This window comes from Mesorhizobium sp. M7A.F.Ca.MR.362.00.0.0 (genome assembly GCF_004023175.1).
Lineage (GTDB): Bacteria > Pseudomonadota > Alphaproteobacteria > Rhizobiales > Rhizobiaceae > Mesorhizobium.
This window is the reverse complement of sequence record NZ_RZTF01000068.1, coordinates 1-21,208: the sequence shown is the minus strand read 5'-3', so window position 1 is coordinate 21,208 and position 21,208 is coordinate 1. Positions and strand designations below refer to the sequence as shown.

The 21,208-nt window shown below is 65.2% G+C and carries 23 protein-coding genes and 1 pseudogene; 9 read left to right on the top strand and 15 right to left on the bottom strand.

Going from position 1 to position 21,208, the window contains the following annotated elements; translation table 11 throughout:
* From EOC06_RS11935 to groES, 9 genes are all read right to left on the bottom strand, one after another.
* Positions 1-664, bottom strand: a 664-nt coding sequence (locus EOC06_RS11935) for an SDR family oxidoreductase (RefSeq protein ID WP_164898549.1), incomplete at its 3' end; no start/stop codon positions are given.
* 22 nt (positions 665-686) lie between these two features.
* A complete protein-coding gene (locus EOC06_RS11930; RefSeq protein ID WP_128307835.1) occupies positions 687-1,946 on the bottom strand; it encodes a sugar ABC transporter permease in 1,260 nt (419 codons plus the stop codon).
* A complete protein-coding gene (locus tag EOC06_RS11925) occupies positions 1,943-2,764 on the bottom strand; it encodes an ATP-binding cassette domain-containing protein (protein WP_128307834.1) in 822 nt (273 codons plus the stop codon). Before EOC06_RS11925 ends, EOC06_RS11930 begins: the two co-directional genes overlap by 4 nt.
* 95 nt (positions 2,765-2,859) lie before the next feature.
* Complete coding sequence (locus EOC06_RS11920) at positions 2,860-3,948, bottom strand: sugar ABC transporter substrate-binding protein (protein ID WP_127270010.1); 1,089 nt, start codon at positions 3,946-3,948, stop codon at positions 2,860-2,862.
* A gap of 247 nt (positions 3,949-4,195) precedes the next feature.
* Positions 4,196-5,080 (bottom strand): AraC family transcriptional regulator, encoded by an 885-nt coding sequence (locus EOC06_RS11915; protein WP_127327761.1) that lies wholly within the window; start codon positions 5,078-5,080, stop codon positions 4,196-4,198.
* Between the two features lie 331 nt (positions 5,081-5,411).
* Positions 5,412-5,708 carry a DUF982 domain-containing protein gene (locus EOC06_RS11910; RefSeq protein ID WP_128307833.1) on the bottom strand — a complete coding sequence of 99 codons (297 nt, stop codon included), beginning with the start codon at positions 5,706-5,708 and terminating at the stop codon, positions 5,412-5,414.
* Between the two features lie 92 nt (positions 5,709-5,800).
* Positions 5,801-6,028 carry a hypothetical protein gene (locus EOC06_RS11905; protein ID WP_128307832.1) on the bottom strand — a complete coding sequence of 76 codons (228 nt, stop codon included), beginning with the start codon at positions 6,026-6,028 and terminating at the stop codon, positions 5,801-5,803.
* Between the two features lie 69 nt (positions 6,029-6,097).
* On the bottom strand, positions 6,098-7,729 hold the full coding sequence (gene groL, locus EOC06_RS11900) for a chaperonin GroEL (protein ID WP_128307831.1): 1,632 nt from the start codon (positions 7,727-7,729) through the stop codon (positions 6,098-6,100).
* Between the two features lie 55 nt (positions 7,730-7,784).
* Complete coding sequence (gene groES, locus EOC06_RS11895) at positions 7,785-8,099, bottom strand: co-chaperone GroES (protein ID WP_128307830.1); 315 nt, start codon at positions 8,097-8,099, stop codon at positions 7,785-7,787.
* Positions 8,100-8,431: 332 nt separating this feature from the next.
* On the opposite strand from groES, the gene EOC06_RS11890 reads away from it, so the two are divergent.
* A complete protein-coding gene (locus tag EOC06_RS11890; RefSeq protein WP_127320453.1) occupies positions 8,432-8,710 on the top strand; it encodes an usg protein in 279 nt (92 codons plus the stop codon).
* 190 nt (positions 8,711-8,900) lie between these two features.
* Entirely contained in the window at positions 8,901-9,683 is a 783-nt protein-coding gene (locus EOC06_RS11885; RefSeq protein WP_128307829.1) for an SDR family oxidoreductase, read from the top strand.
* Between the two features lie 134 nt (positions 9,684-9,817).
* Here EOC06_RS11885 and EOC06_RS11880 read toward each other — a convergent pair whose 3' ends face one another.
* A complete protein-coding gene (locus tag EOC06_RS11880) occupies positions 9,818-11,320 on the bottom strand; it encodes an ATP-binding protein (protein ID WP_128307828.1) in 1,503 nt (500 codons plus the stop codon).
* 208 nt (positions 11,321-11,528) lie between these two features.
* Between EOC06_RS11880 and EOC06_RS11875 the strand changes: the two genes are divergently transcribed.
* Positions 11,529-11,834, top strand: coding sequence for a hypothetical protein (locus tag EOC06_RS11875; protein ID WP_013530714.1), 306 nt, complete (start codon positions 11,529-11,531; stop codon positions 11,832-11,834).
* 73 nt (positions 11,835-11,907) lie between these two features.
* Here EOC06_RS11875 and EOC06_RS11870 read toward each other — a convergent pair whose 3' ends face one another.
* The 3 genes from EOC06_RS11870 to EOC06_RS11860 form a co-directional block, all read right to left on the bottom strand.
* Entirely contained in the window at positions 11,908-12,756 is an 849-nt protein-coding gene (locus EOC06_RS11870; RefSeq protein WP_127327758.1) for an aldo/keto reductase, read from the bottom strand.
* A 146-nt stretch (positions 12,757-12,902) separates the two neighbouring features.
* On the bottom strand, positions 12,903-13,535 hold the full coding sequence (locus EOC06_RS11865) for a PQQ-binding-like beta-propeller repeat protein (RefSeq protein ID WP_127267443.1): 633 nt from the start codon (positions 13,533-13,535) through the stop codon (positions 12,903-12,905).
* A 36-nt stretch (positions 13,536-13,571) separates the two neighbouring features.
* A complete protein-coding gene (locus tag EOC06_RS11860) occupies positions 13,572-14,792 on the bottom strand; it encodes a helix-turn-helix domain-containing protein (protein ID WP_128307827.1) in 1,221 nt (406 codons plus the stop codon).
* Positions 14,793-15,098: 306 nt separating this feature from the next.
* Here EOC06_RS11860 and EOC06_RS11855 point away from each other — a divergent pair, with 306 nt between their 5' ends.
* From EOC06_RS11855 to EOC06_RS11845, 3 genes are all read left to right on the top strand, one after another.
* Positions 15,099-15,851 (top strand): thioredoxin family protein, encoded by a 753-nt coding sequence (locus EOC06_RS11855; RefSeq protein WP_128307826.1) that lies wholly within the window; start codon positions 15,099-15,101, stop codon positions 15,849-15,851.
* Between the two features lie 83 nt (positions 15,852-15,934).
* Positions 15,935-16,192: a hypothetical protein gene (locus EOC06_RS11850; RefSeq protein WP_128307825.1), complete on the top strand. Its 258-nt coding sequence runs from the start codon at positions 15,935-15,937 to the stop codon at positions 16,190-16,192.
* 49 nt (positions 16,193-16,241) lie between these two features.
* Positions 16,242-17,246, top strand: a complete 1,005-nt coding sequence (locus EOC06_RS11845; RefSeq protein WP_128307824.1) for an NAD(P)-dependent alcohol dehydrogenase — start codon at positions 16,242-16,244, stop codon at positions 17,244-17,246.
* A 63-nt stretch (positions 17,247-17,309) separates the two neighbouring features.
* Here the strand turns inward: EOC06_RS11845 and EOC06_RS11840 are convergent, their stop codons facing one another.
* A complete protein-coding gene (locus EOC06_RS11840) occupies positions 17,310-18,308 on the bottom strand; it encodes a bestrophin family protein (protein WP_128307823.1) in 999 nt (332 codons plus the stop codon).
* A 53-nt stretch (positions 18,309-18,361) separates the two neighbouring features.
* Positions 18,362-18,982 carry a TetR/AcrR family transcriptional regulator gene (locus EOC06_RS11835; protein ID WP_127327753.1) on the bottom strand — a complete coding sequence of 207 codons (621 nt, stop codon included), beginning with the start codon at positions 18,980-18,982 and terminating at the stop codon, positions 18,362-18,364.
* Positions 18,983-19,272: 290 nt separating this feature from the next.
* Between EOC06_RS11835 and EOC06_RS11830 the strand changes: the two genes are divergently transcribed.
* The 3 genes and pseudogenes from EOC06_RS11830 to EOC06_RS11820 form a co-directional block, all read left to right on the top strand.
* Complete coding sequence (locus EOC06_RS11830; protein WP_127322359.1) at positions 19,273-19,770, top strand: (2Fe-2S)-binding protein; 498 nt, start codon at positions 19,273-19,275, stop codon at positions 19,768-19,770.
* Positions 19,767-20,825: a xanthine dehydrogenase family protein subunit M gene (locus EOC06_RS11825; protein WP_128307822.1), complete on the top strand. Its 1,059-nt coding sequence runs from the start codon at positions 19,767-19,769 to the stop codon at positions 20,823-20,825. The genes EOC06_RS11830 and EOC06_RS11825 overlap by 4 nt, the downstream gene beginning before the upstream one ends.
* Positions 20,815-21,208 (top strand): annotated as a pseudogene (locus EOC06_RS11820) (xanthine dehydrogenase family protein molybdopterin-binding subunit); the annotation flags it as partial. The gene EOC06_RS11825 and the pseudogene EOC06_RS11820, both read left to right, overlap by 11 nt.

The following is a 21,208-nucleotide window of genomic DNA, read 5'->3' as shown; positions in this document are numbered from 1 at the left end:
GCATGAACATCACCGCTTCGGCCACTTCGCGCGGCTGCATCAGGCCACCGGCGGCGAGTTCTTCCTCGAGCTTGGCCTTCGGCCAGTCGTCGACCAGCGCCGTCACCACCGGGCCGGGCGCCACCGCACCGACGCGCAGGCCGTGCTTGGCGACCTGCCGGCGCACCGTGTGGACGAAGGCCTGCACGGCGTGCTTGGAGGCCGTGTAGATCGGCTCCCAGACCACCGGAACCAGTCCGGCAATCGAACTGGTGACGATGACGTCGCCCGTCTTGCGCTCGATCATGTGCGGCAGCACCGCCTGGATCGAGCGGAAGCAGGCATTGATGTTGAGGTTGAGCATCCGGTCCCAGGCGTCGGGATCGCCGGTCGCCACCTCGCCGCCGACATAGGCGCCGGCATTGGCATGGAAGATGTCGAGTTGGCCGGCCTTCTCCAGAATCTGCGGCATCATGGTGGCGACGCTGGCCGGCTGCATCAGGTCGATGACCAGCGGGATCGCCTTGGGGCCGAGTTCGGCGCAGAGTTTGTTCAGGGTCGCCTCGGCACGGTCGACCAGCACCACGGTGGCGCCGGACGCCAGCATATGCCTGGCGCATTCGAGGCCGATGCCTGATGCCGCGCCGGTGACGGCGGCAACTTTTCCGGACAGTTCTTGGCTCATGTCTTGCTTCCTGTTGATGGGTTCAGGCCCGGCCATGGGAGACACGCGAGCGGCGTGCCAGCGAGTCGACGATGACAGCGATGGCAAGCACGGCGCCGGTGATCATGTACCGAAGCGACGAGGACAGATCGAGCAGCGTCAGGCCGCTGGCGATCGACTGGATGACGATGATGCCGAGCAGCGCCGAATACGCACTGCCGCGACCGCCGAACAGGCTGGTACCGCCTATGACGGCCGCCGCGATGGCGTTGAGGTTGACGTCGCCGGTGCCGGCCTGCTGGCTGGCCGAGGCCAGGCGGGCCGCCGACAGCACGCCGCCGAAAGCGGCCAGCATCGAGCACAGCACGAAGGCGCTCGAATAGATCAGCCGCACATTGATGCCGGCGCGCCTTGCCGCCTCGCGGTTGCCGCCGACCGCCGACATCGAGCGGCCCCATTTGGTCCGCGTCAGCGCGTAATGCATTGATATGACCAGGCCGACGAACAGGCCGAACATCCACGGAATGCCGCGCGCCTGGTTGAGATAGAAGACGATGAGTTCGAGGATGACCGTGATCACGACCGCGCGGGTGACGAGCCCGCCGGTCGACGGCGCCGACAGGTTGGCGGCGCGGCGGCGCGTAACGGTGCGCAGGCCGGTGACCAGCATGACCATGCCGGGCACGGCCGCCAGGGCGAACGAAACAAATTTCGGCATCATCAGCAGCTGGCCGAAATTCACCAGGTTCGAGCCGTAGGGCAGATTGATCGAGCCGGTCGAGCCGAGAATGTAGAGCTGCAGGCCAAGCACCGCCAGCAGACCGGCCAGCGTCGAGACGAAGCTCGGCATGCCCAGCCGGTTGAACAGCAGCGCGTACAGTGCGCCGATAAAGCCGCCGACGGCGACAGCGGCCAGAATGGCGAGCGCCACCGGCCAGCCCTGGTTGACCCACAGCGTGCCGACCATCGCCGAGGCAAAGCCGCTGATCGAACCGACAGACAGGTCGATTTCGCCGACCATCAAGACGCAGACGATGCCGAGCGCGATGACGCCCACGGTGGAGCAATCGAACAGCAGATTGACCAGATTGCTTGATGATAGGAAGATCGGGTTGATGCTGGCAAACACCGTCCAGATGATGACCAGCCCGACGATCACCGGCAGCGAGCCGAGATCGCCCGAGCGGACCCGGTCGAAGAACCTGCGGATGGCGCCGCCGATCCCCGCCTCATGCTTGACGCGCACATCGGCGCGGTCGAGCTGCGGCGGCACGGGGGCGGCCTGTTCGGCTTCGCGGCTCATGGGCGTGGCTCCTGGGTTTGGTCTTGCCTGGTCTCTCTCCGCTCGGCGCGCCGCGATACCGAATTGTTCGACGCGCCGGTGATGGCGCTGACCAGTTCCTGGTTCGAGGCATCGGGGGTGAAGATGCCGTTGTTGCGGCCAAGCCGCAGCACGACGATGCGGTCGGCGACGGCGCGCACGTCTTCCATATTGTGGCTGATGATGACGACGCCGAGGCCGCGGTCGCGCACGCGCTCGATCAGGTTGAGCACTTCCGCCGTCTGCGCCACGCCGAGCGCCGCCGTCGGCTCGTCGAGCAGGATGAGCTTGGGTTCGAGCAGCAGGGAGCGGGCGATCGCCACCGTCTGGCGTTGGCCGCCCGACAACGACGCGACCACTTCGCGCACGCTTGGGATGCGCGCCGATAGCTCGTTGAGCAGCGTCCAGGCGCGCACTTCCATCGCCACCTCGTCTAGCCGCAGCGGGCTGAGCTCACGGCCGAGGAAGATGTTGGCGACGATGTCGAGGTTCTCGCACAGCGCCAGGTCCTGGAACACGGTGGCGATACCGAGCGTCAGCGCCGCACTCGGGTCGGCAAGCGTCACCTGCTTGCCGCGAAAACTTATCGTGCCTGAGCTCGCCTGATGCACGCCGGCCAGGATCTTGACCAGGGTCGACTTGCCGGCGCCATTGTCGCCGACCAGCGCCACCACCTCGCCGGCATGGACATCGAGATCGATGTCGGTGAGCGCCGAAACGGCGCCGAAATTCTTCGAAACGCCGCGCAGGCTGAGCACCAGCTCGCCTGCCGGAACCGGTTCGTCCGGGGTATCGATCATGCCAGGAAGCCTTTCAAAACCGGTTCAAAAATGTCGGATGAGCGCTGCCTGGCCACCGCGCGGTGGCCAGGCAGCGGAGCGGGCAAGGGTCGCGGTCAGTTCCCGATGCCCAGCTTCTTGCAGCCTTCCGCGTAACGATCGACGCAGAGCTCGGCCGCAGTGTTGATCTTCTTGTCGATGATCTCGGCCTTCAGGTTTTCCTGCGTCACCACGGCTGGCGTGAACAGCTGCGAGGGCGTGTCGTACAGCGTCATCTCGGCCTTCGGCGTCTCGCCCGAAAGCAGCTTGATGGCGATGTTGGCGGCGGCCGCTGCCACGATCTCGCTCGGCTTGGAGATGGTGTTGTACTGGTCGCCGGCGATGATCAGCTGCAAGGCCGCGATCGTCGCGTCATTGCCGGTCACCGGCGGCACCGGATCGACGCCGGCCGCCTTGAAGGCCGCGATCGCGCCGCCGCCGGTGCCGTCATTGGCCGCAACCACGCCGAGGATTTTTGGTCCGAAGCGGGTGATCTGGCCGCCGGCCCATTGCTGCGCCTTCGGCGGCGCCCATTCCGGCGTGTCGTATTCGGCCAGGATCTTGTAGCCGCTGTTGTCGAGGCCGGCATGGATGCCCTTCTTGATCAGGCCGGCCGCCGCGTCGGTCGGCGAGCCGTTGATCTGCAGCACGCCGCCGCTGGCCGGATCGACCTTCAGCGCCTTCAGGTGCTCGACCAGCGAGTCGGCGATGGCCTTGCCGATGCCTTCATTGTTGAACGACACATAGAAATCGGCCGGCGCGGTCGGGATCGGCCGGTCGTAGGCGATGACCTTGATGCCCTGGCTCTGCGCCAGCTTGACCAGCGAGGCGGCGGCGGTCGAGTCGACCGGGTCGAGCACGATCGCCTTGGCGCCCTGCGAGATCACCGAGTTGAACTGCTGCTGCTGGCGCGAGGCGTCGGCATCGGCGTTCTGGTAGAGCACCTTGCAGCCCGGGCACAGCTTCTTCATCTCGGCCGCGAAGCCGGGATAATCATGCTGCTCGTAGCGGGTCGAGGCCTGGTCGGGCATCAGGAAGGCGACGGTCGCGTCGGTGACTTCGGCGGCCCTGGCGATAGCGGCGGTGCCGGCCAGCAGCGACAGCGCAAGGGCTGCCACGCCGGCGGACTTGCCAGCGGACTTCAATGAAGATGAAAGTTTGGTCATTCGGTCTTCTCCGTTTCTGGATATGGTTGTAAGAAGGTCGTTGACTGCTTTGGTCTGAAGACACCCATCCGCCCTCGCCCAAACTGCATTGGGAACCGGGACCCGGCGCCGGCCTTTCGAGCCGCGCCGACAACCTCCGCCGACGGAGGAATTCGAGACGAGCGTTCTCCATCGCGAACCGCTCCACGCGGCTCACGTCGTCATGCAAAAGAAAAAATCCTCCCTTGGTTCCTCCCTGGCTCCTCCGTTAAGCGGCTTTTCCCGCGTTGATGTTGTCGGCCAGCAGGCGCCTGAAGCGCGAGGGCGGCATGCCCTTCTCCGCCAGGAACTGCCGGTTGAAATTGGACAGATTGTTGAAGCCGACCTCGTAGCAGATGTCGGTGATCGAGGCCTGCTCGTCGCTCATCAGGATCTGGCAGGCAAGGTTGATGCGCAGCCGCTTCACATACTGCACCAGCGACATGCCGGTGTGACGGCGAAACGAGCGTGAGAAAGCGCCGGTCGATTGGCCGGCGATGGCGGCGAGGTCCGCCTCGTCGAACAGCTGCGTCAGGTTTTCCCTGATATAGGCGAGCGCCTTGTTCATGCCGGCGGTCATGTAGCCGGAGGGATCGGGCCGGTAGCTGGCGCTGGCCAAAAGCTGGAATTCCTGGGCGCGGCTGAGCAGGCCGGCGATCATCATGAACAGCTCGATGCGGCGCACGCCTTGCGCCTGCATCATCTCTTCCATCAGCGGCGCCAGCGCCTTGCTGGTGCGGCTGGAAAACAGCACGCCGCGACGTGACGCCTCGAGCAGAGCCGTGAGCCCCGCCAACTCCGGCAGCACATGCATGGCATCGCCGATGAAACTTTCGGAAAACTGGATGATGCGGCCGCGCAGCGGGATCGAACTGTCCCTGGGGATATCGCTGACCCAATTGTGCGGCAGGTTCGGCCCCGTCAGCACCAGATTGCCCGGCTCGAACTCGCCGATGAAGTCGCCGACGAAATAGCGGCCGTTGGTGAAGATCACCTGATGCAGTTCATATTCGGGATGGAAGTGCCAGCGCACCGTATGGAAGGGGTAGCCGTGCGACCACGCCTTGAAGGACTCACCGCGTCGTATCTGGACAACTTCCAGGTCCGGTTCCATGTCCGTTTCCTCCCGGGCCGGCACGGATATCTGCCGCGTTCGGCCCAATTCCCTAAACCGGCCGAATTGGTTTCGGCTCTGCATTTCAAGAGCCAAGGTACCGGCTCATGACAACAGGCGCCACCACGATTCAAGACAACGGATGATACTTTTTTAACCGGGAGGCGGCGCTCAGAAGCGCTATTCGGGCAGAACAGGTCAGTCTTGCTGACGCGTTCGCTCAATTGACCAACGAGGATGCCGCCCGCCTGGAAAGGAATTCCGGCGTCTCCGTGTTCGCCTGGCTTATCGCAAGACCATGGTCTTCAGGTGCTGTTGTAGCGCCGCATCGTCAGTTCACCTCGTGCGCAGCGCCACCCGTCACCGTCGCGAGGGGCGTGACCATGTCAGGCACCAGTATGTCGTGGCGGCGCGCGAAGCTGACCAGCGTGGCTCGCACCGTCTCCGGATCGATCTCGCCGACGATGCCCGCCTTGCAAGCGTTGAGCGCGACGGCATGGGCGCCGTTGCGGCCGGCGCTCGGCCAGTCCTGCAGCAGTGCGTAAGCTTCCATCACGCTGTCGATCTTCCTCGGAAAGCCCATTCCGACCAGAAGGGTGACCGATTCCTCAAATTGCCCGCGATTCATGGCTTGTGCCTCCTCTCGATTGTGCCTGTAGCGGGCCGAGCACCGGGAGCGCGGCCCGCCGCGGATAGGTGAATGGACTGGCCGATTCCCGTTCAACCGCTGCCGGCGGATACCTCGGATGTTGCCGACACTTGCTGCGCGGCAAGGAACATCAGTGCCGATGCGGCCGTTCGCCGGTTCCAGCCGGCAGCTTCAGCCATGTCGAGCAGCCCTGTCAGCAGCGGCTTCAGCACGTTCCTGCATTCTGTTTCATAGGCCAGGAATTCCTTCGCTTGGTGCGTAGGAGCCGGTACGGATCCGAGGCCAGCCATTGCATCCATCTTTACCTCCACTTTCTCTTCGGATGACGCCCGCTCCCCGCCAGGGAAGCGGGCGGATTGGCCGTGACCTCAGAAGTCCATACCGGCGCCGGCGGGCATTGCCGGGGCGGCGGCTTCCTTCTTCGGCTTCTCGGCCACCATCGCCTCCGTGGTCACCAGCAGGCCGGCGACCGATGCCGCGTCCTGGAGAGCGGTGCGCACCACCTTGGCCGGGTCGATGACGCCCTGGCCGTAGAGATCGCCGAATTCGTTGGTCTGGGCGTTCCAGCCCCAGCCGAATTCGCTTTTCTCGCGCAGCTTGCCGACGATGATCGAGCCTTCGGCGCCGGCATTCTCGGCGATCTGCCGGACCGGCGTTTCGATGGCACGGCGCACGATATCGACGCCAGTCTTCTGGTCCGCATTGTCGGTCTGCACGGCATCGAGCGCCTTGGCTGCCCGCAGCAGCGCGACACCGCCGCCAGGCAGCACGCCCTCCTCGACGGCCGCGCGGGTCGCATGCAGCGCATCGTCGACGCGGTCCTTACGCTCCTTGACCTCGACCTCGGTCGAGCCGCCGACCCGGATCACCGCAACGCCGCCGGCGAGTTTGGCCAGCCGCTCCTGCAGCTTCTCGCGGTCGTAGTCGGAGGTGGTCTCCTCGATCTGCGCCTTGATCTGCGCGACACGGCCCTGGATCTCTTCCTTGCGGCCGACACCGCCGACGATGGTGGTGTTTTCCTTCTCGATTACCACTTTCTTGGCGCGGCCCAGCATCTGCAGCGTCACGTTTTCCAGCTTGATGCCGAGATCTTCCGAGATCGCGGTGCCGCCGGTGAGAATGGCGATGTCTTCCAGCATGGCCTTGCGGCGGTCGCCGAAGCCCGGCGCCTTGACGGCCGCGACCTTGAGGCCGCCGCGCAGCTTGTTGACGACCAGCGTCGCCAGCGCCTCGCCTTCCACATCCTCGGCGATGATCAAGAGCGGCTTGCCCGACTGCACCACGGCTTCAAGCACGGGCAGCATCGCTTGCAGGTTGGAGAGCTTCTTCTCGTGGATCAGCACATAAGGCTCATCGAGTTCGACGCGCATCTTGTCCTGGTTGGTGATGAAATAGGGCGAGAGATAGCCGCGGTCGAACTGCATGCCTTCCACGACTTCCAGTTCGGTCTCGGCGGTCTTGGCCTCCTCCACCGTGATGACGCCTTCATTGCCGACCTTCTCCATTGCCTCGGCGAGGAAACGGCCGATCTCGGCATCGCCATTGGCGGAGATCGTGCCTACCTGCGCGATCTCGTCGTTTCGGGTGACCTTGCGGGCATTGGTCTTCAGTTCGGCGACCACCGCATCGACCGCCTTGTCGATGCCGCGCTTCAAATCCATCGGGTTCATGCCCGAGGCAACCGCCTTGGCCCCTTCCCTGACGATCGCCTGTGCAAGCACCGTTGCGGTCGTCGTGCCGTCGCCGGCAAGGTCGTTGGTCTTGGAAGCCACTTCGCGCACCATCTGGGCGCCCATATTCTCGAACTTGTCTTCCAGTTCGATCTCCTTGGCCACGGTGACACCGTCCTTGGTGATGCGCGGCGCGCCGAACGACTTGTCGATGACGACATTGCGCCCCTTGGGACCGAGCGTCACCTTCACCGCATTGGCAAGGATATCGACGCCGCGCAGCATCTTCTCGCGCGCTTCGGTATGGAATTTCACTTCTTTGGCAGCCATTGGATCACTCCTTTATCTAGGCAGCATTCGTTGACTGGATGGATACGAAGAGCCGTCAGGCGGCCTTCTTCACTTCGGCGATCTCATCGATGACACCCATCACGTCGCTTTCCTTCATGATGAGCAGATCCTCGCCGTCGAGTTTGATTTCGGTGCCGGACCATTTGCCGAACAGGATCCGGTCGCCGACCTTGACATCGAGTTCGACAAGCTTGCCGCTGTCGTCGCGCGCGCCGGGACCGACGGCGAGCACTTCACCTTCCTGCGGTTTTTCCTTTGCGGTATCGGGGATGATGATGCCGCCGGAGGTCTTCTCCTCGGCTTCAAGGCGGCGGACCAGAATACGGTCATGCAATGGACGGAGCGCCATGTCGTTCTCCTCGTGGACAAACAGGTTTTTGAGGTTCCTCCGCACCGAACCGGCAATATCGGACCGGTGCGGAACGCCCCGACCCTTCGTCAGGCATCGCGGCGCATATCGAGCTAGTTTTGCCGTTTTTCGGTTTCAAGAGACCGGCGAAAAAATTTTTCCATTCGACCAGAAAGGGCGCCAACGCACTGTTATGGCGCGGCTATTTTCGGAACCCCCGAGCTTCTCGCGACGTTGTTTGAAGAGGAACCGATCGTCCCGGCATGGCATCGGGCGAGTTCAATACGGACGTCGCGGGCTGGAGGCCTGAACGGAGAGATAAGGAGAAAGACATGGCCGATACGGTCAGCAGCGAATTCCGCCTGCAAATGGAAGGTTATGGCCTGACGACGGCCGAAATCCACTATCACCTGCCCGATCATCCGAGCCTGCTTCAGCTCTATGTCTGGCAGGACTATGATCTCGCTCCGGCCTTTCCCGAACTCAAGGGCTTTCTCCAATATTGGGAGCGCGAACTCGACGGTCCGCTGCACTCGGTCCGCGTTGCTCATCACCGGCTCATCCGGCCTTCGGAATGGCGAGCCGTCGAGGGCATCATCACGGTCCACTAGAGGTCTTTGGGACGGACTCCGCTCCTGCTTCGCCCCCCCGGAGCGACAACGTTGGGAGCGACGACGTTGGAGCAGGCTCTTGCCGGCCCCACGCAGCGCCAACAATCTCCGCTCCAGGATTTCCAATTTCCATGTTGTAAAACGATCCTGCCGCGCTAGCCTGAAACCAGATGCGAGGCGGGGAAGAGGAATGGAGCTTCAGCTCAACGGCAAGGTGGCGCTGGTCACCGGCTCGACGCAAGGCATCGGCCGCGCCATCGCCGAGACGCTGGCGCGCTGCGGCGCCGGCGGCCTGCTCGTCACCGGGCGCGAGAAGACCCGCGGCGATGCCGTGGCGGAAGAGCTTTCGCGGCTCGGCACGCCGACGGTCTTCGTCGCCGCGGACCTCGCCGACCCGGCGGCCCCTGCCCTTTTGGCGCAAGCCTGCATCGAGCGCTTCGGCCGCATCGATGCGCTGGTCAACGCCGCAGGGCTGACCGACCGGGCCTCGTTCCTCGACGCCGATCTCGACGGCTGGGCCTCGCTGTTCGCGGTCAACGCGCGGGCACCGTTCTTCCTCATGCAGGCGGCCATCGCCGACATGAAGAAGCGGGGCCAGGGCGGCGCCATCGTCAACATCCTGTCGATCAACGCCCATTGCGGCTCGCCGGAACTCGCCGTCTATTCCGCCAGCAAGGGCGCGCTGGCCACGCTGACCAAAAACGCCGCCAATGCCCATCGCTTCGATCGCATCCGCGTCAACGGCATCAATGTCGGCTGGACCGACACGCCGGCCGAACGTGTCATGCAGGCCGACACGTTGGGCAACGGGCCGGGCTGGCTCGATGCCGCCAACGCTTCGCAACCCTTCGGCCGCCTGTTCTCGACGAGCGACATCGCCAACCTCGCCGTCTTCCTGCTTTCGGATGCTGCCGGGCCGATAACCGGCACGCTCGTCGACCAGGAACAGTGGGTGATCGGGGCGAACCGGTGAGCGCCATCGAAACGCATGCGCCCTTCATGACGCATTTCGGCGTCGGCGCTTTCACCGTTGCCGTCAGAAGTTGGTCGCGATGACGGTGACTGAAAAAGCCTATCGCCCCATTCGCTCAAAGCACCCGCGCCGCCTCACAGCGCCAGGCTCCCCTGCTCCACCTCCTCGGCATTCGGATCTCCCGGTGCGGTGGCCCAGGCCAATTCGACCAGCGTCACGGTGCGCCGGCCTGTCCCGTCGAGTTGGCAGACGATGAGCCCCTGCTCCTCGATATAAGTCAAGAGGCGCCGGGCGCGGCGCAGCGAGTGCGAGCCGTAGGCACGGGCGATCGCGGCGTCGCTCGGGCACGGCCAGCCCTCTTTCGCCGCGCGGGCAATCATCATGAATACGCCCTGCATGTCGTCGGGCAGCAGCGACGCGCGGACGGAAACGTCCCGCCATGCGTCATCCTGCGTCGTCTCGGAACCAAGGCCGGCACGGGCGCGCGTCAGCATGCGGCGGAACTCCGGGAGGTCAGGCACGACCGAGGCCAGGCCTTCGATGCGGCAGCGGACTACGAACTCCTGATAGAGAACGCCAATCACGCGAAAACCGGCATCGGGCTGCGCCAGGATGGCGCGCAGCACACGGTCGACGCGTTCACGACGCTCGGCCAGATCCTCGGCGCTGACTTGCGGCTCCGCCGGTTCGGGGCGCATTTCCAGTGCCGCCGATTTGGCCGCCATCAGCTGGTCGAGCAGGTCCGGCGACGCCGGGCGGCGCGGCGTGCGCACCGTCTCGGGTGGCGGCGCCGCCAGGATGATCGCGCGTGCGTCTTCCAGCGCGGATTCCGGCATTGCCATGAGCCGCGGCGTGCCGTTGCGCGGGCTGGTGTCGGTCGGGCCGATGCGCAGCCCCAGCGGACGGCGCGACAGGGCCGGGCCGAGCGCCATGAACTGCCCGCGTTCCAGATCGCGGAACGCTTCCGCCTGGCGTCGCTCCATGCCCAGAAGATCGGCGGCGCGCGCCATGTCGATATCGAGGAAGGTGCGGCCCATGAGAAAATTGGACGCCTCGGCGGCGACGTTCTTGGCGAGCTTGGCCAGCCGCTGGGTGGCAATGATGCCGGCCAGCCCGCGCTTGCGGCCACGACACATCAAATTGGTCATGGCGCCGAGCGAGAGCTTTCGCGCTTCGTCCGACACCTCTCCGGCCACCGCCGGCGCGAACAGCTGCGCCTCGTCCACCACCACCAGCATCGGGTACCAGTGGTCACGGGCGACCTCGAACAGCCCGCCGAGGAAGGCGGCGGCACGCCGCATCTGGTTCTCGGCGTCGAGCCCTTCGAGATTGAGCACGGTGGAGACGCGATGCATGCGCGCCCGCTCGCCGGCCGCCTGCAGGCCGCGCTCGGTATGCTGCTCGGCATCGATCACCAGATGGCCGTAACGGTCGCCCAGCGAGACGAAGTCGCCCTCGGGATCGATGATGGTCTGCTGCACCCAAGGCGCGCTCTGCTCCAGCAGGCGCCGCAGCAGATGCGACTTGCCGGAGCCTGAATTGCCCTGCACCAAAAGGCGAGTCGCGAGCAGTTCCTCAAGATCCAGCTTCGCCGGGGCGCCCGCGGTCGTCTGTCCCATCTCGATCGCAACGGTCATCTCGACTCAGGCGCTCCTTTCGCAGACGGGCTTATCAACTGGGTCACAGCCCGTCGAGCGTGCATGACCGCCTGCGGCGTGTTGCGCACAACTGTGCAGGCACCGCCTGGAGGGGTCATCAGCCGATGCCTGGCGCAAACTTTGGGTTGACCCCTTCGGACCACGAGGCGACACTCCACCCAACGCTACGAGTGCGAGGAGGAATGCGATGGACGAGCCCGAACGGTGGCGCCACATGTCGACGGCGCCGAAGGATGGCAGCCGCATCCTGGTCACGGTGCGTCCGTCCGAACAGGGACCGGCGGAAGTAGACCTTGCCTATTGGTCGCGTGCCGACCAGTTCGCCTCGGAAGGCTGGCGCGCGTCGGACTCCTCGCCCGGGCGCGTCATCGAATATGCCGACCCGGAACTGAAGTGCTGGATGCCGTTGCCGACGGCAAACCTCAGCCGTGCGTCCATGCCAGCGCCCTGGGAAGGCGAAGACGCCCAGCAGCTGGATGGGTCCGGGATTTAAGCGCGCGGAGAGGCCGGAGATTGGCCAATCTCCCCCTCGTGCGGGAGATTGGCAGCTTCACGGTCGGCAGTCCTCAGAACAGGAACGCGGCCGTGGCGGGGTTGGGCCCGTTGCGGCCTTCGGGCGAATCCATGCCGCGGATCGTCTGCAGGTCCTGGGCATCCAGTTCAAAATCGAAGACATCGAAATTGGCGGCGATGCGATCCCTGCGGATCGACTTTGGAATGACGATCAGCCCCTCTTGGAGATGCCAGCGGATGATCGCCTGGGCGACGGACTTGCCATGTTTTTTGGCGATGCCTGAAATGGTCGGATCGCCGAGCAGCCGGCCGCTGCCCAACGGGCTCCAGCTTTCGATACGGATGTCGTGCTTGGCGTGAAAGTCCCTGACACCGCGCTGCTGGAACTGGGGATGCAACTCGATCTGGTTGACGACGGGCGTCACGCCGGTTTCCGCGATGATCCGCTCCAGATGGTCCTGGTTGAAGTTCGAAACGCCGATGGACTTGATGCGGCCGGCCTGCCGGAGTTCGACCAGCGTCTTCCAGGCCTCGACATATTTGTCCTGGTTGGGCACAGGCCAGTGGATCAGGAACAGGTCGATCTGCTCAATGCCGAGCTTGGCCATGGTGTCATCGAAGGCGCGTAGCGCCGCATCGCGCTGGTGTGCGCCGTTGCGCAGTTTCGAGGTGATGAACAGCTCAGCCCGCGACACGCCGGCGCTGCGGATCGCCTCTCCGACCCCTTCCTCGTTCTGGTAACCTTCGGCGGTGTCGATCAGGCGATAGCCGGCCTCGATGCCCCAACCCACCACCTCGGCGGTAATATCTTGGTCGACCTGCCACACGCCAAGGCCGAGCTGGGGAATGGCGGAGCCGTCGTTCAATGCAATCTGTTCGGGCATGATGGGCTGTTCAGGCATGGGGGGATCCTTTGCAAATCGGGTCCGGGCGGTCTGCCCGGTGCACAGCCTATCTAGGTCCGACAGGATGCGACGACCAGCCGACAGCGGACAAATTGCCGTGTGAAGTGCGCCTGCAAGTGTGACTTTCGGCGTCGGCCGCATCCTCACCGCGGCCGGCGCACCGCCCTCACCACCCCGGCGGATGTGCTGCCGCAATAGAGGCGGTCGCCGCCATCGGATTCCAGCCCCGACACGCCCATGCCGGCCGGCATGTCGAGCTTCTCGAGAACCTTGCCTGATCGCGGGTCGACGCGGCGCAGGTCGCTCTGGTCGCCTTCCCAGGTGGCGTGCCACAGCTCGCCCTCGACCCACGTCACCCCGGTGACGAAACGGTTGGATTCGATGGTGCGCAGGATCGCCCCTGTCTCCGGGTCGATCTGGTGGATCTTGCGTTCGCGATATTGCCCCACCCAGAGCGTCCCTTCGGCCCAGGTCAGCCCGGAATCGCCGCCGCCGCCCGGCGCCGGAATGGTCGCCAGCACCTGGCCGGTATCAGGGTCGATCTTCTGTATCAGGTCGTCGGCAAGCTGGAAGAAGTGCTGGCCGTCCCAGGCGGTGCCGGCATGCGCCGCGACGTCGATCGAGCGCAGCGCTTGGCCGTTTTCCGGGTCGAAGGCGTTCAGCTTCTCGCCCGAGGCGAACCAGACATTGTTGCCGTCAAAACTCACCCCATGCACCCTCTCCACATCTGGAAAGGGTCCGTATTCGCGCAGAATTTCGGCCGCTGACTGTTTCATGTCCTTGTCCTCACTGAGATGGTCCGATGTCACTTCCTAACCGTTCGGCAGCGGGGCCGGGAGTAACAAGGTGGTCGTGAATCCCGCCACCGGCGGCGTCATCCAGCGGCGCGCCCGGCCGTGACCGAAAAACTGCACCTTGCCGGCCTCGCCAAGCTGCTCCAGCGCCCGTTGCACACTGCGTTGGCCGGTGCCAAGCGCCAGCGCCAACGCCGAACTCGCCCAGGATTCACCATCGGCAAGGAAAGCCAGCACCGCCGCGTGCCGCTCCTCGATCGGCCGCGCCAGCACCAGCACCTCGCGTGCCTGGCGCGGCGCCAGCGCGAAGCCCTGGCTGGTCGCGCCGATGTCGGCCAGGCCGCGCAATTCGGTGCGCAGCCGGCCAATCTCGACCCGCAGCCGTGCCCGGTGCGATTCATCGGCGTGCCTGCCGCCGAAGGCTTGCGCGATCAGCCTCGCCCTCGACACATCGCCTGGCCACGCTTCGGCGAGCGTACGGGCCAGCGCAAACAGCACCGGGCGCGTTGCCAGCGAGACCGTTTTCTCCTGTTGGCGCACGACATAGCGAAAGCTATCGACCAGCAATGCCGGCGACGCTTGCAACGCCTCGACGTCCTCAAGCAGCAACGAGCGCTGCTCGCCAGCCGCGATCAGCCGCGCCGCCGGTGTGTCCAGCGCCAGGAATGCGCGATCGACTTCAGCGATGAGCCCCGCAATGCCGGCCTGGCGGGCGGCGTGGCGTGCCCACTCCAACGCCCTGCGCGCCCGCTTCGTCTTGAGGCGCCGCATCGCGATGCCGGCGACGGCCAGCTCGTGGGCGGCGCGCGAGGCCGGCGGAAGCGGCATCGGATCGAGCCCGCCCAGCACGTCTTCGGCCTCGTCGAGACGGCCGATCAATAGCAGGCGGCGCACCTTGAGGTGGCCGGCATGCGCTGCGTTCAGCCGGTCGCCATGCTTTTCCAGCGTCGCCCGCGCCGCATCCAAAGCCTTGGCCGGCCAGCCGAGATCGCGTGAGACCAGCGCGATCTCGGCCTCGGCAACGACGCATCTCGCACGCGCAACCGCCTCTTTCGGGCCGAAGCCACGCGCGGCCCGCCGCAGCAGCGCCTTGGCGCGATCAAGATCGCCAAGTTGCGCCATGGCGATGCCGCGCAGCGCCAGCGCCGGCGGATCCTCGCGCAGGGCGACGCGATCCAGCGCGCCGAGCGGATCGCCTCCGGCCAGCGCCAGCGCCGCGGCGGTGATCAGCGAATCCATTCAAATCCCGTCACACTTGTAACTCCCACCCTTGTGCGTCGCCGCCCTAACTTAAATCCGTACCATGAACCGGCAAGCCGCATCGGCCAACTCTATCGGCAACGTGCGGCACGCCAAGGGAGAACCGACAATGCCAACCGACACTCCTCTCCATGACGCGGCCGAAGGCACCGTGAGGATGCGCCACCCCTGCTGCGACGGGCCGGCTCCTGCAAATCCCGTCACACTTGTAACTCCCACCCCCGCGCTTCACCGCCCTATTCTGGCTGACAGCAAGCGACAACAGACTGGCAAAGGAGACGACCAATGACCAAGCACATCGCAATGAAGACCCCGCCGATCGTTTCGAGGCAGGACTGGGACGCCGCACGCGAACAGATGCTGGTGAAGGAAAAGGCAACGCTGCGCGCCAGGGACGCATTGGCCGCCGAGCGCCGGCGCATGCCGTGGATGGAAGTCGACAAGGCCTATCTATTCGAGGGGCCGAACGGCAGAGCGAGCCTGCTCGATCTGTTCGAAGGCCGCCGCCAGCTGATCGTCTATCGCGCCTTCTTCGAGCCGGGCGTGCATGGCTGGCCCGATCACGCCTGCCGCGGCTGTTCGCTGGGCGCCGACCAGGTCGGCCACCTCGCCCATCTCAACGCCCGCAACACCACTCTTGCCTACGCTTCGCGTGCCCCGCAAGCCGACATTGCGCGGCTGAAGCAGCGGATGGGCTGGCAGATCCCCTGGTACACAATCACTGACAGTTTCGACAAGGACTTCGGGGTCGACGAATGGCACGGCCACAACGTCTTCATCCATGACGGCGACCGCATCTTCCGCACCTATCTCATCAACAGCCGCGGCGACGAGGCGATGGGCACCGTCTGGAGCTATCTCGACGCGACGCCGCTCGGCCGCCAGGAAATTTGGGAGGATTCGCCCGAAGGCTATCCGCAGACCCCGCTCTATTCCTGGTGGAACTGGCACGACAATTACGACGCCGGGGCCGACAAGAAATGGGAAGAAGTGTCTGCTGCCGGCGAGGCTGCGTTCCGCGACAAGGGCGAGCAGTAACGGTTGTTCAGTCTGGGTTCCTCTCCCCACTCCGTGGAGAGAGGAACCTGTCGTGGCTGGCATGATCATCAAGGATCAAGGCGATGAGCGATATCCATACAGGTGCCGGCAAGATCCCAGAAGCCACCACCCTCGGGCTGGCCGACTGGCTTTGCCTTGCCGCGGCACCGACCTTCGCCGTGATGGCGCTGCTCACCTGCATCTTCAGCGGTGATGCGGCCATGCAGTGCATGGGCACCGACGCCTCGCCCCTCACGGGGATGGCCGCGATGTATCTGCTGATGAGCGCCTTCCATCTGGCGCCCTGGCTGCGGGTGATTTCCGGCAGGCAGGCCCGCTAGGCGCAGCGCGCCGTTCCAATTCCAGACACCCCGCAAATCGGAGAAGACAATGAGACTTGTCAGGCTGAGGGCGCCGGGCGGCTTGGGCAATCTCGGCCTGGTCGAGGAAGATCCGCCCCAGCCAGGGCCGGGCGAGGTGCTGGTCAGGATCCGGGCCTGCGCGTTGAACATGCGTGACGACTTTGCCGTGCAAGGCAAGATGCCTCTCGCCGACGGCCGCGTTCCGCTCTCCGACGGCGCTGGTGAGGTGATCGCCGTCGGCGACGATGTCGATGCGTTCAAGGCAGGAGATCGCGTTGTCAGTGTCTTCTACCCCTGGTGGCTGGACGGCGACATGACGCCCTCGACCCGGCGCGATATTCCGGGAGACAGTTTCGACGGCTTCGCCAGCGAGTATGTGTGCATGCCGGCGCACGCTTTCACCAAGGCACCGGCAGGCTATACGCATGTCGAGGCGGCGTCGCTCACCTGCACCGGCGTTACCGCCTGGCGCGGCCTGGTTGTGTGCGGCAAGGTGAAGCCGGGCGACGCGGTGCTGGTCCTCGGTTCGGGCAGTGTATCGCTGTTCGCGCTGCAATTCGCCAAAGCCGCCGGCGCCCGGGTCATCGCCACCTCATCCGACGAGCAGAAGCTGGAAAGGCTCACGCGCCTCGGAGCCGACGCCGTCATCAACTACAGGTCCGTCCCGGACTGGGGTCGCAAGGCCAGGGACCTGACGGGCGGGCGCGGCGTCGATCACGTGATCGAGGTCGGCGGACCCGCCACGCTGGCGCAGTCGATTACCGCCTGCCGCACGGGCGGTCACATCGCCCTGGTCGGTGTGCTGACCGGCTTTGCGGCGGAAGTCTCTATCCCCGCCCTGTTTTCCAACCAGATCCGCATCAGCGGCATTTCCATCGGCAGCCGGGCCGACCAGGAGGATATGATCCGCGCGATAGAGACTATCAGGCTGAAGCCCGTCATTGACCGCCACTTTCCGCTGCAGGACATCGCCACCGCCTTCGCGCATTACGAAACCCAAAAGCATTTCGGCAAGGTCTGCCTCGACGTTTGAGCGGCCTCCGCCAGCAGCACGATGAAGGGGACCGTCGGGCCCGCGCCTTCGTCGTGATCCTGCCTAGGTCGCGATGTCGTTGACCGGCATCAGGGGCTTGGGAAGGCCGGCCTCGCCGAGCCCGCTGCGCAACTCGATCTCGATGTCGCGGCAGATCTGCGAGATCGGGACGTCGTTGGCGTTGCCTTCGAACGGGTTGGCGCTGCTTTCGCCGACCTGGTCGAGGGACATGTAAGCCCAGCCGAGCAGCGTGCTGAACGGGATCGTCAGCCAGATTGCGATCGACCCGAGCGCGCCGCCCAGTTTGCCCATATCGGCAAAGACGGGAACGACCCCGAACGGCAACAGCGTGCAGAAGATCATCACGAACATCGAACTGACGATGGCGTATTGCCGGGGATAGGGATTGTTCTTGATGCGATCGCAGCGCGCCTGCTGGTCATGGAAGTCGCGGATCAGCTTGGTCAGTTCGCCATAGATCTGAGGAGGGAGCTTTGTGTCCTTGAACAGCGCATTGACCTGGACAGATTGCAGTTCGAGCAGGGCTATCGCCGGCTGGGGCGATTTCAGGACGTCCTCGGCCTGTTCGGCGAGCAGCGGACGCAATTCGTCGGCGATCGAGCTCGCATCCTCATGGATGCGGTAGCGCCGCCGGTATTCGATATTGGCGGCCCGCGCCATGGATTCCCATGGCATCGGCCGGCGCAGGGAAAAACGCAATGCCGTCATCCAGGCGATGTGGCGATAGATGAGCTGTCTGGCCGTCGGCGCGTCGAGGAAATCCCTGCAGAAATTGGACCACAACCGGCTGCTGGCCGTAATTTGCGTAAAAGCCTGCAGCGCGTCGCTGCTGCGGGTGAACACCTGCGAATTCTTGAACCCGGCAACGAGTGACACGGTGGTGCCAAGCACCAGCACCACCGACCATGGCACCGAAAACCCGGCGATGCCTGGAAGACGGTAGGCCGCCACGGCCAGTCCGCTCACCACCACCATGTAGATGACGCTGCGCCGCGACCAGAGCGCGAAATCCACTATTTTGTAGGAACGGCCTACATACATCGGGTCCCCTCAAATCGACAGGTGTGGTTTTGCACGGGCGGAATCTCGTCACCTCATTGTGCCTTTGCAGCCCCGAACCGCAACCCGTCCATCAACAGCTTGACCAGCCGGCGCGAGCGGTCGCGCCATTCGGGGGTGTCGGGCGCTGAATAGATGCCGCCCAGCGCGTGCAGCACATCGGAAGCGTCGACGTCGCCGCGGATGGTGCCGTCGGCCACCGCCGCCTCGACCAGCTGCCGCAAGGCTTGCGACACCCGGCCGAACGTGTCGGAAAACAGCGTCGAATTGGTGGTGAGCACAATGCGCAGGCTGGTCGCCAGGCCGCGCTTGGTGGCGATGTAGTCGACGAAGCGCTGCATCCACTGTTCCAGCGCGACATCGGACGGATGTTTCTGGGCAAGCTCGCCGGCGGCCGCGCACAGCGCCTCCACCTCGCGGCGATAGACCACCTCGACCAGATGCTCGCGCGTCGGGAAATGCCGGTAGAGCGTGCCGATGCCGACGCCGGCGCGGCGCGCGATCTCCTCCAGCGAGCCATCGATGCCGCGCTCGGCAAAGACCGACACCGCCACCTCGACCAGCCGGTCGCGGTTGCGCCGCGCATCGGCGCGCAACGGCTTTGCGTCTACGGCCTCGGCCTTCTGTTCAGCAATGGCGGACGGCTCGCTGGCCAATTTTTTCTCCACATCGTGTCAGGGGGCTTGAACCCGGCCGGTTCAGCCACCACGTATTAAACGGAGGCGCCTCCGTTTTAGTGGAGCACCTTTATCATATAATCAGGGGAACCGGTATGTCACGTCTTTCGAACACGCAAGCCGACATCTCCCCTGCCCGCCTGCCTCGCGGGAGATCCGCTGCCATCTCCGCTTTCGCCGTCAAGACCTGACCGAATGGTTACCTTGCCCTTCCGCGGCAAGGCACCAGTTCAATCCCATCCGCGTCAAGCAACTGGAGCCAGACGCCCATGACCAGCCTTCCCATCACCCTCACCATCAACGGCCACCGACACGAACTGGAGGTCGATCCACGCGTAACCCTGCTCGACCTGCTGCGCGAGCGGCTCGATCTCACCGGCACCAAGAAGGGCTGCGACCGCGGCCAGTGCGGCGCCTGCACGGTGCTGGTCGACGGCAAGCGCATCAACTCATGCCTGGCGCTGGCGGTCAGCCATGACGGCGCCCAAGTCTTGACCATCGAAGGCGTCGCCCACGGCGAGGAACTGCATCCTGTGCAGGCCGCCTTCATCGCCCATGACGGCTTCCAGTGCGGGTTCTGCACACCCGGCCAGATCATGAGCACGCTCGGCCTGATCGCCGAGGCACAGGCCGGCGACGATCCCGAACGCATCCGTGAGGGGCTGAGCGGCAACATATGCCGCTGCGCGGCCTATGGCGGCATCGTCGAGGCCGTCCTGGAAGCCCAGCAACAGCTTGTCAAAGCCGACCGGAGGACCGCGGCATGAGAGACTTCGACTACATCAGGCCCGCCACCATCCTCGACGCCATCGCCGCGGCAGCCGAGCCGGGTTCGGCCTATCTCGCCGGCGGCACCAATCTGCTCGACCTGATGAAGGGCGGCATCACCAGTCCCGAGCGTATCGTCGACATTTCCCGGCTGCCGGAGCTCAACCGCATCGAACGGCTGGACGATGGCGGCCTGCGCATCGGCGCGCTGGTCCGTAATGCCGACCTTGCCTACGATCCGGCGTTCGCCAAATCCTATCCGGCGGTGGCTGAGGCGCTGCTGTCGGGTGCTTCGGCGCAGCTTCGCAACGCCGCCACCGTCGGCGGCAATCTGTTGCAGCGCACGCGCTGCAGCTATTTCTACGACACCGCCAGCGCCTGCAACAGGCGCGAGCCAGGCGCCGGCTGCGATGCGCTGGGCGGCGAGAACCGCCTGCACGCCGTGCTAGGCTGGAGCGACGCCTGCATCGCCACCCACCCGTCGGACTTCTGCGTGCCGCTGGTGGCGCTCGACGCCGTGGTCGAGATCGAGGGCAAGAAGGGCCGGCGTCATGTGACACTGGAGGAATTCCACCGGCTTCCCGGCGAAACGCCGCAGCGGGAGAATGCGCTGGAGCCCGGCGACCTGATCGTGGCGGTGCGCCTGCCGGCGGAGGCGGCCTCCTTCTCCGCCAATGCCCGTTACCTGAAAGTCCGCGAACGCACCTCTTATGCTTTTGCCGTCGTATCGGCCGCGGCAGCGCTCGTCGTCGATGGCGGCAAGATCCGCGCCGCAAGGCTGGCACTGGGCGGCGTCGCGGCCAAGCCGTGGCGAGCCCGAACGGCGGAAGCCGTCCTGCTTGGCGCGGACGCCAGCGAGGCGACCTTCTCCAGCGCCGCGGACGCTGCCTTGGCCGATGCCAGCCCCTCCGGCGACAATGCCTTCAAGATCGAGCTTGCCCGCCGCATCGTGGTCAGGGCGCTGATATCTGCGCTTTCGGGAACGCCCGAGCGTCTGCCAGCCCTTCCTGCCTCCCCGTTCTCGAACATTCCCGGAGCGCGCCATGACGCTTGAACTCAGCCTCAACCAGCAACCCGCCCATGCCCGGCAGGGCTCCAGCATCGGCCAGCCGCTGACCCGCCGCGACGGCTTTCTGAAAGTCACCGGAGCCGCGCGCTATGCCGCCGACAACCACCCGCCCGGCATGCTCTACGCCGTGCTGGCGGTCAGCAGCATCGCGCGCGGCCGCGTTGCCGCTCTGGATATCGAGGCGGCCAAGGCGCACCAGGGCGTGGTCGAGGTGATGACGCCCAAGAACCGGCCGGCGCTCGCCGCTGACCCGGACGCCAAGGACCACCCCTTCATGTTCCGGCTCGACCTGCTGCAGAACGATCAGGTCCGCTACCCCAACCAGAGCATCGCCGTGGTAATCGCCGAGACGCTGGAGGCGGCAACCG